This is a genomic window from Ruixingdingia sedimenti, assembly GCF_031432425.1.
In the GTDB taxonomy this organism is placed as follows: Bacteria; Pseudomonadota; Alphaproteobacteria; order Rhodobacterales; family Rhodobacteraceae; genus Ruixingdingia; species Ruixingdingia sedimenti.
On sequence record NZ_JAVKPH010000058.1, the window covers coordinates 1 to 11135 of the forward strand.

8 protein-coding genes are annotated in these 11135 nt (G+C 63.5%); 5 read left to right on the top strand and 3 right to left on the bottom strand.

Features of this window, described 5'->3' with window-relative positions; genetic code table 11:
• Positions 1–134 precede the first annotated feature (134 nt).
• On the top strand, positions 135–386 hold the full coding sequence (locus tag RGD00_RS21985; RefSeq protein WP_310459384.1) for a hypothetical protein: 252 nt from the start codon (positions 135–137) through the stop codon (positions 384–386).
• The gene (locus tag RGD00_RS21990; RefSeq protein WP_310459385.1) at positions 386–3688 is read left to right on the top strand and encodes a DEAD/DEAH box helicase; all 3303 of its coding nucleotides are present in this window, start codon (positions 386–388) and stop codon (positions 3686–3688) included. The genes RGD00_RS21985 and RGD00_RS21990 overlap by 1 nt, the downstream gene beginning before the upstream one ends.
• Before the next feature lie 163 nt (positions 3689–3851).
• Here the strand turns inward: RGD00_RS21990 and RGD00_RS21995 are convergent, their stop codons facing one another.
• From RGD00_RS21995 to RGD00_RS22005, 3 genes are read right to left on the bottom strand one after another with little or no spacing between them, the layout of a single operon-like run.
• Positions 3852–7124, bottom strand: a complete 3273-nt coding sequence (locus RGD00_RS21995; protein WP_310459386.1) for an error-prone DNA polymerase — start codon at positions 7122–7124, stop codon at positions 3852–3854.
• On the bottom strand, positions 7121–8644 hold the full coding sequence (locus RGD00_RS22000; protein ID WP_310459387.1) for a Y-family DNA polymerase: 1524 nt from the start codon (positions 8642–8644) through the stop codon (positions 7121–7123). Before RGD00_RS22000 ends, RGD00_RS21995 begins: the two co-directional genes overlap by 4 nt.
• Complete coding sequence (locus RGD00_RS22005) at positions 8559–9320, bottom strand: ImuA family protein (RefSeq protein ID WP_058098286.1); 762 nt, start codon at positions 9318–9320, stop codon at positions 8559–8561. Before RGD00_RS22005 ends, RGD00_RS22000 begins: the two co-directional genes overlap by 86 nt.
• 112 nt (positions 9321–9432) lie before the next feature.
• Between RGD00_RS22005 and RGD00_RS22010 the strand changes: the two genes are divergently transcribed.
• Genes RGD00_RS22010 through RGD00_RS22020 form a run of 3 tightly spaced genes read left to right on the top strand, consistent with a single transcriptional unit; the run spans position 9433 to position 11084 of the window.
• Positions 9433–10149, top strand: coding sequence for an SOS response-associated peptidase (locus RGD00_RS22010; protein ID WP_255471297.1), 717 nt, complete (start codon positions 9433–9435; stop codon positions 10147–10149).
• Between the two features lie 9 nt (positions 10150–10158).
• Positions 10159–10401, top strand: a complete 243-nt coding sequence (locus tag RGD00_RS23500; protein WP_058098288.1) for a Y-family DNA polymerase — start codon at positions 10159–10161, stop codon at positions 10399–10401.
• Complete coding sequence (locus RGD00_RS22020) at positions 10398–11084, top strand: hypothetical protein (RefSeq protein ID WP_310459388.1); 687 nt, start codon at positions 10398–10400, stop codon at positions 11082–11084. Before RGD00_RS23500 ends, RGD00_RS22020 begins: the two co-directional genes overlap by 4 nt.
• Positions 11085–11135: the final 51 nt, after the last annotated feature.

Below are 11135 nucleotides of genomic sequence, written 5' to 3' on the forward strand. Positions count from 1 at the left end.
CCGTGCTCAACGGCTTCACCGCGCTCGGCACGCCCATCACAGAGGTCGCAGGATAAATCTGTCCGGGGAAAGGGGAAGTCCGATCAGCAGCCGATTTGTGCAACAGAGCCGGTAGGATTCCCGACGAAGCGGTCATGGAGGCTGCAGGGCGGGTACTGGATATGGCATTCAGGGCCTACCGCGCCGGATTGACGATCAACCCTAACCACGACTCGGAGCTGGGACGCAAAGCCTTATTCAAAGGATATGAGGGGCTTGAAAAGATCACCGGGGCGCAGCGAATCGGGGCGACATTCCTGCCGCCTTCGGAACTGCGCACCTGGTTTGACGAAATTGCCGGTCGGGCAATCGCCTTCATTGACGAGCTCGGGGAGGATGATCACTAATGTTCGATCCGGTGACAGCGGAAATCATGCGTACTGCGCCAGCCTTGCCAGGCCTGAATCCTGCCGAGCTGCCGCAATTGCTTACAGCGCAGTATGCAGAACTGGCTGCCCGCAGAATGAGACGCGTCGAAGGCGCTGAAGATGCGGCGGGTGACGGCGCTGCTGACGGCGAATGGCCTCTCGCCCGTATTGCCGACGCCTATGAGATCGTTGTGTCCGTCCGGCGCGATGCCGACTACCGCAGGGCGGCGGCATTCGTTGCCGGCACGGCGCATCAAATTCTGGCGCAGGACCTCGCGCAGACCGACGCTGCCGGGTCTGTTGCCATCATGGATCGGGATCGCATCCATCCGGCGATCGCGGCCGCGGTGCTTTTTCTGGTGGCCGAGCAGTATGCGGACGCCCACGAAGCCGCGCGCTTTATCAGGCCGGAAGATGGAGAGCAGGACTATGTCTGCACGATTCTGGCAGAAGATATCCGTGACCTAGCGCGCGGCAATTTCCGGAGCATTCTTGACCGCGCGCAGCGCCGTCCGGAGGGGTTCTTCTCCGGCGGACTGCTTGAACAGCGGGGGACAACGGCGCTCTTCGAGAGCCTCGTCGTCGGTGTCGAGTTGTTTGCTGCGGAAGTTCTGGCAGAGGATGTGCCAGAGAAGGCGGCAAGGCGGTTCGACGGCGCAAGAGCGGCGTTCGCCCGCGTGTTGGCCCTCTCTTCGCTGGAGCACGGGCGCCTCGGCGATTTGTCCCAGAATTTTCAGACCACCTATCCGGGACCGCGTCACCTCGCATCACTGCTGGTGGCAGCCTATGACTCCATTGCGGGCGCGGCGGTTACACGCCTGCAGCCACCCGATGGTTCAGATCGGGATTACTGGCGAAGCTGGCTGAGGTATCGTGCGAATGCCGCACCTTTCGTCTGGCCCAATCATAGGGAGGCCATAGCGAAAGGATTCCACGAGAGCGGCAAGTCCGCCGTGCTCGTTCTGCCGACCGGCGCGGGAAAAACGACGGTCTCTTGCCTGAAGATTGCTGCTGTACTCGCAAGCGGCAAGTCGGTTGTGTTCTTGGCTCCAACTCACGCGCTTGTGGATCAGCTCTCCGACGATCTGCAGAAGGTCTTCCCGGAATCGCTGGAAGGTTCGGTTGTTTCGAGCGATTTCGACCGCTTGTTCGCTTCCGGCACCAACTTCGAAAGCATCGAGGTCATGACGCCGGAGCGCTGTCTTGCGCTTCTGTCATATTCGCCCGAGGCTTTTGAAAACGTAGGGCTGCTGGTCTTTGACGAATGTCATCTCCTCAGCCCCGTATCGAATCTCCGCCGGGCGCTGGACGGAATGTTCTGCGTCCTTGCCTTCAACAGCATCGCACCGGAAGCCGACTTCCTGTTCCTTTCCGCGATGCTCGACAATGGCGCTGCATTCGCAGAGTGGATTGAAGAGCTCACCGGTCGCACCTGTGTTTTTGCCGATCCGCTCTGGAAGCCGAGCCGACAGGCGCGCGGCGTCCTGCTGTATGAGAGTGCCGCCATCGTGCAGATGACACGCAACGCGATCGCCGTTCAGCGCGCGGAGGATGCCCGGAAGAAAAAGCGCGCAAAGAACCTGCGCAAACCGGCTGCCGAAGCTCTGCAGTGCCCGCCGCATGCTCTCTTCGGGCTTCGACACAACTGGCTGGCCGGTGCAGCGCCAAGCTGCACCCTGACGGCCATATCCGATGCGCCGGTCACGTTAACCGGTAAGCTCAACCGGGATGGTTCGATCTATCTGACGCCGAATGTAAACAAGGTCGCCGCGCAAGTTGCGGCTGCTGCGGCGCGCAACGGCCTGAAAGGCATCGTCTTCGTCAACCGCAAGGATACTGCCGCGTCCACTGCGCGTGAAATCTCGGCGCTGTTGGGTGACCCGCCAGAGCAAACGCAAGATGAGGAAGAGAGATGGAAGGCGCTGGAGATCGAGCTTGGCGGGCTGGAACACGCGATCTTGCCCGGGCCCGCCGCCGCCGTGCCCCACAATGCGCTGATGCTCAGGCTGGAGCGCGATCTGGCAGAACGCTTGTTCCGCCGTGCAGACGGGGCAAAAGTCATCGTCGCTACACCGACGCTGGCACAGGGTCTCAACCTTCCGGCTCATATTGCCATTCTTGCCGGGGACAAGCGCAGCGACCCAGACGAAGGAGGGCGTGAAGACCTGGAGGCGCACGAGATACTGAATGCTGCGGCCCGTGCAGGGCGCGCCGGTCACCTCGCGAACGGCATCGTGCTCCTGATCCCTGAAGGCGTGCTTCAATTCAGGCAAGGTAGGCCCTTCACGAAAGAGGTGCTCAACAAGCTGAAGTCGGTACTGCCGGAGGACGACCGCTGCCTTTCCCTGAGCGATCCCCTGCAGACAATTCTTGATCGCATTAATGTGGCGGCTGCTGCCGATCCCGATGTCGAGTATGCCCTGAACCGCCTGGCCACTGCGGTCGCGCCTGAAGGAGCAGAAACCGAGGCAACGACGCGCTTTTCGATAGGGCGGTCACTGGCTGCATTCAATGCCATAAGGATCAATCAGAAGGCGGAGTTCGATGCGAAAGTCGCGCGACTGAACGAGCTTATCGGCGAGAGAGCGAAGGAGGCTGATGATCAGGTCCTGGCGGAGCTTGCCACCCAGAGCGGCGCGCCGCTCGGCATCCTCAAATCGCTGCGGCAAAGGATCGAGGATCAGATTGAACGGCTACCCCAGACAATACCGGACTGGACGTCATGGATCATCAACTGGCTCGCAGAGGATCAGGATGCGCGCGATGCCATTCTGATCCGTGATGGTAGAACAATTCTCGGCGCTACCGGAAACAAGAAGGACGGACCGCTGACGGCCGACGCCGTAAGAAACCTCGAACCCGGCATTCTGGCCTGGCTACGCGGCGAACCCTTGCACGAAATCGAAAGACAACTCGGCGGTGACCCCGCTGAAAAAGCGAATTGCCCGCGTGCCCGTGAGCTAGTCTCTCAGCTAGTGCCGCTCAGCCTTTCCTTCGCTGCCGGTCTAGCCGCGCGCACGGCAAGCGAGATACCTACCGTCGCCGACGGAACGGCTACGCCGGTCTCTGTCATTGGCTGCCTTGCAGCCGGGGTCAGACGCGGCTTCGACACCCCGAGCAAGCTCGCCTTTAGCGATATCAAGCGTGGCTTCCTGAGCCGCGTTCAGACGCATCAGGCCTATTCCGCCACTATCGAGCGTGAGCCAGAGATCTCAAACATGGAAGAGTATCCTGCGGTGGTGGATCGCATGCGGATGTATCTGCTGCTGGTCGACGACTGAGTGTAGCAGGCAAGTTTTCAAGCATCCCTGTTGCCGTACGATCAATCTGGCTAAGGAAAGCAGAAGTTAGCCTCTGTGCGGTCGTGCGGCCGCAAAGAGCCGATTTCGTTTTCTGCAACTGCGGTCAATGCGAGGTTGCTGGGTGTCGTAAAGGTTCCGACCATTACCGAAAATCCCGCGTCTTTACCCTGATCGCGTCGACGTGCGGGTCGGGCACAGCCATACTGCACGCCCGCAGCCCCTTCGGTGGCTGACCGCGCAGATCAGGCGTCGGAGATTCTTGGTGGAGTTCGCTTCCTCTGCCATCCGGCAGGAGGGCCGCCACGTCGCGTTGCCCAACGCTGGCCAAATCCCGCGACAGATCGACGATCCGATGGACAACGAGATGCACGACCTCGCCCTCGCGCTGAACGCGCCCCCTGACGGCAATCATGCTCGATGAGAGAATGGCCCGCCGATAGCACTCGAACACTTTCTGCCAGACCACGAGATTGGTGATGCCGGTCTCGTCCTCGATCGTGATGAACATGACGCCCTTGGCCGAACCAGGCCGCTGGCGGACGAGGACGATCCCCGCCGTCTCCAGCCAGCGGCAGTCGCGCGCGCACATCGCCTCGGCGCAGGAGACGATGCGGCGCTTGCGCAGAGCCTCGCGCAGGAAGGCAACCGGATGGCGGCGCAGCGACAGGCCGGTATGGCTGTAATCCGCGACCACCTCGCCGCCAGCCGCCATCGGCCGCAGGGCGATGGACGGCTCCGATATCTCTGAAACCGTCAGGCCCTCGCGTGCCGAGGCTGCCGCAAACAGCGGCAGTTCCTCGTCGCGCAACCCCTTGATCGCCCAAAGCGCTTCGCAGCGCGCGAGGCCGAAGGGCGGGCGGAAACCGTCGGCCTCGGCAATGTGGACCAATGCGGCGACCGGAACCCCGGCCCGCCGCCAGAGATCCTCGACCGAGGCAAATGGCTGATCGGCACGGGCGGCGACAATCGCCGCCGCATGGGCATTGGCAAGCCCCTTGACCATGCGCAGGCCAAGCCGAACCGCAAAGCGCGCCTCGTTGCCGGTCGGCTCCAGCGTGCAATCCCAGCGGGAGGCATTGGCGCAGATCGGGCGCAACTCGACGCCATGGTCGCGCGCATCGCGCACGATCTGGGCCGGGGCATAGAATCCCATCGGCTGGCTGTTCAGTAGCGCGGCGCAGAAGGCATCGGGATGCCAGCATTTCAGCCAGGCCGAGGCATAGGCGATCAGCGCGAAACTTGCCGCATGGCTTTCGGGAAAGCCGTAGGAGCCGAAGCCCTCCAACTGCCGGAAGGTGCGTTCGGCAAAGTCCTGTTCATAGCCCTTGGCAACCATGCCCGAGATCAGCTTGGCGCGGAATTTCGAGACGCCGCCGGTGTGCTTGAATGTGGCCATGCTCTTCCTTAGCATATCGGCCTCACCGGGGGTGAAGCCCGCGCATTCAATGGCGACGCGCATCGCCTGTTCCTGAAACAGCGGCACGCCGAGGGTCTTGCCCAGCACCTTCTCCAGTTCGGGTGTCGGATAATCGACCTCTTCCAACCCCTCGCGGCGGCGCAGATAGGGATGGACCATATCGCCCTGGATCGGGCCAGGCCGGACGATGGCGACCTGCACCACCAGATCGTAATAGGTGCGCGGCTTCAGGCGCGGCAGCATGGACATCTGCGCCCGGCTTTCGATCTGGAAGGTTCCCAGCGTGTCCGCCTTGCGGATCATCGCATAGGTGCGCGGATCTTCGGCCGGGATCGTCGCCAGATCAAGGGCGATGCCCTTGTGTTCCACGATCAGATCCAGCCCCTTGCGCATGCAGGTCAGCATCCCCAGCGCCAGCACATCCACCTTCATGAAGCGCAAGGCGTCGATGTCGTCCTTGTCCCATTCGATGATCTGGCGATCCGCCATGGCGGCGGGTTCGATCGGCACCAACTCGTCCAGCCGGTCATGGGTCAGGACAAAGCCGCCGGGATGTTGCGACAAATGCCGCGGCGCCCCGCGAAGCTGGGCGGCCAGATCAAGGGTCAGGCGCAAACGCCGATCCTCCGGGTTGAGGTTCAACTCACGAAGCTGCTGATCGTTGACACCGGTCTCGGACCAGCCCCAGAGCTGGCCGGAGAGTGTCTGGATCAGATCCTCGGGCAGCCCCATGGCCTTGCCGACATCGCGCAGCGCGCCCTTGGAGCGATAGCGGGTCACGGTGGCGGTCAGCGCGGCCCGGTCACGGCCATAGTTCTCATAGACCCATTGGATGACTTCCTCACGGCGTTCGTGCTCGAAATCGACGTCGATATCCGGCGGTTCGCGGCGTTCCTCGGAGACGAAGCGCTCGAACAGCAGATCGTTGCGGCCGGGGTCGATGGCGGTGATGCCGAGAACATAGCAGACGGCGCTGTTCGCCGCCGATCCCCGCCCCTGACAGAGAATGCCGCGCGACCGGGCAAAGCGGACGATACTGTTCACGGTCAGGAAATAGGGCGCGTAATCGAGCTTGCCGATCAGGGTCAGCTCATGGCGCAACGCCGCCGTCACCTCATCCGGCACGCCCTCGGGGTAGCGGTTGGCCGCGCCCTGCCAGGTCATCCGCACCAGTGTTTCCTGCGGGGTCAGTGCGGGATCGTCGCGTTCCTCCGGATATTGATAACGCAGCTCATCCAGGCTGAAGCGGCAACGGTCGGCGATCTCGATGGTGCGGGCCAGCGCCTCGGGCCAGCGGGCGAAGAGCCGGCGCATCTCGGCGGGCGGCTTGAGATAGCGGTCGGCATGACGCTCACGGCGAAAGCCCAGCTGGTCGATGGTGGTGTTGTGGCGGATCGCAGTGACCACATCCTGCAGCATCCTCCGGCCAGGCTCGTGGAACAGCACGTCATTGGTCACGACGGTCGGCACGCCGATCCGCTGCGCCAGTTGCGAAAGCTCCCAGAGCCGCATCTGGTCGTTGGGCCTGCGGCGCAGGGTCAGCGCCAGATAGGCCCGGTCGCCGAAGGCATCGCGCAAACGGCGCAATCGGAACCCGCAGTATTCATCGGCATCATCCGGCACCAGCACCGCGATCAGCCCTTCGCCATAGGCGGTGAGATCGGCCCATTCCAGGTGGCACTTGCCCTTGCCGGCCCGGCCCTTGCCAAGCGTCAGCAGCCGGCAGAGCCGGGCATAGGCCGCTCGGTCGGTCGGATAGACCAGCACCGACATGCCGCAGGCGAGATCGAGGCGGCAGCCAACGATCAGCCGGATGCCGGTTGCCTTCGCCGCCTCATGGGCGCGAACGATGCCCGCCAGCGAATTGCGATCCACCACCGCCAGCGCCTCGATCCCCATCGCCGCCGCCGTCGCGAACAATTCCTCGGCCGAAGAGGCCCCGCGCAGAAAGGAAAACTGCGTGGTGACCTGCAATTCGGCATAGCGGGGCGCATTCATCCGAAAACCCCGTGCAGGAACCAGCGATGCGATCCGGTGGCGACATCCTCGCCGTCACCGGCGCGGAAGATCCAGAAGCGTTCGCCAGCGTCATCCTCGATGCGGAAATAATCCCGCACCGCGACCAGCTCGGCATCGCGCTTCCACCATTCCCCGAAGACCCGCTCGGGGCCATCGGCCCGGCGCACCCGCCGCCGCACGCCGCGCCACGAGATCCAGTTCGGCGGATGGTCGGGCAGCAGCGCCATGGTCTCGATCGGCTCGGGACGGGGCAACAGCCGCGAGGGGCGCGGCCAGTGATCGGGCCAGCCCGCGCCGGTCTCTTCCGCCAGGGCCGGAATGCGGCAGACGGATCGCTCGGGCACATCGCTGGCCACCGGCGCGAAGCGATAAATCGCGCGGGCGCCGACCCGGTTGGCGAGCGTGTCGATCAGGCCTGACAGGTCAGGCTCGGGCGCCTCGATCAGGTGGCTCACGGCCTGGCGCTCGGTCATGGGTTCCGCCAGCGTGGCCGTCAGCGTCATGATCTCGATGCCGAGGCCGGGGTCGATGGTCTCGATCTTGTCGCAGAGCAGCCGGGTCAGGCGCTGAGGGTCGCGCACCGGCCGCGCGAGGCCGATGCGGACGGTCTCGACACGGCTGTCTATCCGGTGGCAGAGCAGGTCGAGGCGGCGCACGCCGAGGCCGCGGACCTCCAGCGCCTCGCAGAGCGTTGCGACCAGCTTTCCAATATAGCGGGCGATGGTCTCAGCGGCGGCGATGGGTTCGGCAAAGCTGCGCCGCGCCTCGATCATGTCCTCGGGGCGCAGCGGCTCGATGGGTTCGGCGCTGTTGCCCAGGGCCTGATCCAGCCGACGGGACAGTTCCGGCCCGAAGCGCAGCGTCAGGGGCGCGCGGGGCTGGCCGATCAGATCGCCGATCCGGGAAAACCCCAGATCGCGCAGGCCAGCCGGGATCGCGGGCGACAGCCGTAGAGCCTCCAGCGGCAGCGGCGCGAGCATGTCGATGCTGGCCCCCGGCATGGCGATCAGCACCGGATTGGACCCATAGCGCGCCAGCGCATGGGCCGCGCCCCAGGTGTCGGCAATGGCGGCCCGTGCAGACACACCCGACAAGGTGAGCCGCCCGATCAGCGCATCGAGCATCGCCGCATCGCCGCCATGCAGATGATCCGCGCCGGTAGAGTCGATCACGATCCCGTCCGGCGGATCGACCGCCACAATCGGCGCGATCCGTTGCAACACCCAGAGCGCGAGGCGCTCCAAGCTTTCGGCATCGGCTTTTGGGTCGGCGGGTTCAATCACCAGTCCCGGCACCAGCGCCTGCGCCTTGGTGACGGGCATGCCGACCCGCAGGCCGAGCGCCTGCGCGGTCGCGTCGACCGCCGTCACGATACGGCGGTTACGATCACGTCCTGCAATGATGAGCGGCACCTCAACTGGCGGCGCTGTGTCGCCGGCCTTCCGCCGCAGCCGGTCTGTCGGCCATGTCGGCAGGAAGACCGAGATGACCCGAGCCATCGCACGCCTCCAGTTCGATATCGAGGGATTCTCCCGCCCGCGCCCGGATCAGTTCGATCAGCCAGCGCGCGCGACCGACGCCGGGCACGGGCAAAGGCCGGGACGGCAGCACCGAGATCCGCCAGCGGGTCATCGCCGCCGTCGGCTGGCCGAAATCGCTGGCCTCGGCCTGCCGCCGCCAGCGGCGCAGGGCGAGGCCGATGGTGCCGCTTTCCTTGGCGGCCAGGTGCAGCCGCCGCGAGGCGGTCATCGGCAGCCGGGCAATATCGGCGACCACCGCGCCCAGCCCACCGTGCCGCAGGCCTTCCTCCATGCAGGCCAGGACCGACTTGTCATCGCCGGCCTCGACATGGATGACGCGATCGGGCGGCAGGCCGGCCTGTTCCAGGCCCGGCGCGAACAGATCCTGCTGGGCGACGCACCACAGCACCTTGCCTTGGGTCCGCGCGGCGATCCCGGCCACGAAACAGGCCGCCGCCGCGCCGTCCACGGCGCCGTTGCCGCCGCCCGCAACCTCATGCAGACAGCCAAGAGCCAACCCACCACCGGGCAGTTTGCGGTCCAGAGACGGAACGCCGAAGGGCAGCACTTCCCGCGCGCGAGCGCCATCACCTTCAAGCTGCGCGATTCGCACACGAAGGGCCGCAATGGCTGGACTGATGGCGAGCTCGTGCATCTGGAAGGCAGGCTCCGGATCTTCTCAAGGGCAAATCCTGTCGTTATGTTCTTTGTTTGTTCTAGTGCGCGGCGGGAGTCAATCTGAGTCTCGTAAGATGTGATCGGAAGCCTTGCCGGAACTTCTGGCGTATGATGGCCGCAAAATCGGAGAAGCGGGTTTGTGCAATCTCTACAATCTGACCACCAACCAGCAGGCGATCCGGGATTTCGTGGCGCTCACCCACGACAGTATCGGCAATCTGGAACCGATCCTCGACGTCTATCCCGACCGGCCCGCGCCGGTCGTGCGCAAAACCGATGGCGGGCTGGAGCTTGCTCGCCTTACATGGGGAATGCCCACGCCGGTCGAGCATCTGAAGACCCCGGACGCGCCTGACACCGGCGTCACCAATGTTCGCAAGACCTGGATACGGCACTGGCAACAGTGGCTCGGGGTTGAGCACCGTTGCGTCGTCCCGGCGACGGCGTTCTCGGAATACGGGCAGGTGCCTGATCCGGTGACGAAGCGCAAACCACTCTACTGGTTCGCGCTCGACCAGGCGCAGCCCCTGTTCTTCTTCGCCGGGATCTGGACCCGATGGGAAGGGACGCGCGGATCGAACCGCACGCCGAGACCGGGCGAACATGAACTCTTCGCTTTCCTCACCACTGATGCCAACGAAGTGGTGAAGCCGATCCATCCCAAGGCAATGCCAGTGATCCTGACCAATTCCGACGAGGTGGAGGTCTGGCTGACGGCCGACTGGCGCGAGGCGAAGGCCCTGCAACGACCTTTGCCCGCCGATCGGCTGGAAGGTATCGAAAAACCGGCAACTCCGACAGGTTGACGACGAAGCATGTCGGGATCGGGAGAACAGATCGGGGAGGCCGCCGAGCCAGACAGGAATATCGGCAAGATCATCCATGTGGATATGGATGCGTTCTATGCCTCGGTCGAGCAGCGCGACAAGCCGGAGTTGCGGGGCAAGCCGGTCGCTCCTAACCTAGCGCAGCTTCGGTCGAGTTCGAGATGTCAAGCGGCGGTACGTGCCCTCTCGAAGTTGCGCGACCTGTACCCCTCGGACTATCTTGAGGAATGATGCAAAGCACCGCTCCAGATCCCAATAAGCAACCGGAAATACTCGGTCGAACACGCCGGCTGACGCCGCAGCACAGAATCACCTTCGACCAGATATTTCACAGTGGTGGTGGCTACGTTCTGAATTTCTCTGACCGGACCATGGGTGAATGGTTTGAAGAATTCTTCGATTTCAATATTTTTGACGAACGTTATCAGATCGAGGGCGATAGCAAGGGCAAGACGCTGAGGGGTTTTATCGAGGTCGCCGAGCCACGCCTCGTTGCTCGCGTCCTTCGCGCACTATGGGACTATCGTTGTAGCCTGGACGGTTTCGTGGAAGACAATTCCGATCAGGAGACGCGACTCAAGATGTGGCTCGAACAGCTCACCAACGAGTTGGAGAACTCCTCATCGCTTAATCTGGACGAGGCGTTCAAGGACTTCTCGAGCGATACGACTTTGCCCAAGCTACGAGCGTCGATCGCTGGGGATCTGATCGGCAACAAGCCTGATGTGGCACTCGATCGCATACACACATACTGCGTGAAGCGGTTCCGTGCACTGCTAGCGGATCGAGGTATGCCGTGCGATCCATCGACACCACTACACGCCATTTTCGGTGCATATGGCAAAGCGGTGCGAGATGAAGGTGTAGTGAGCCAATTTGCACTACCGAGAGACTGTGCCGAATTTTGTGCCTGACGCGTTGTGTTAGGCCATTGGGAAGCGGTCTTCGAACATGATGGCGAGCTG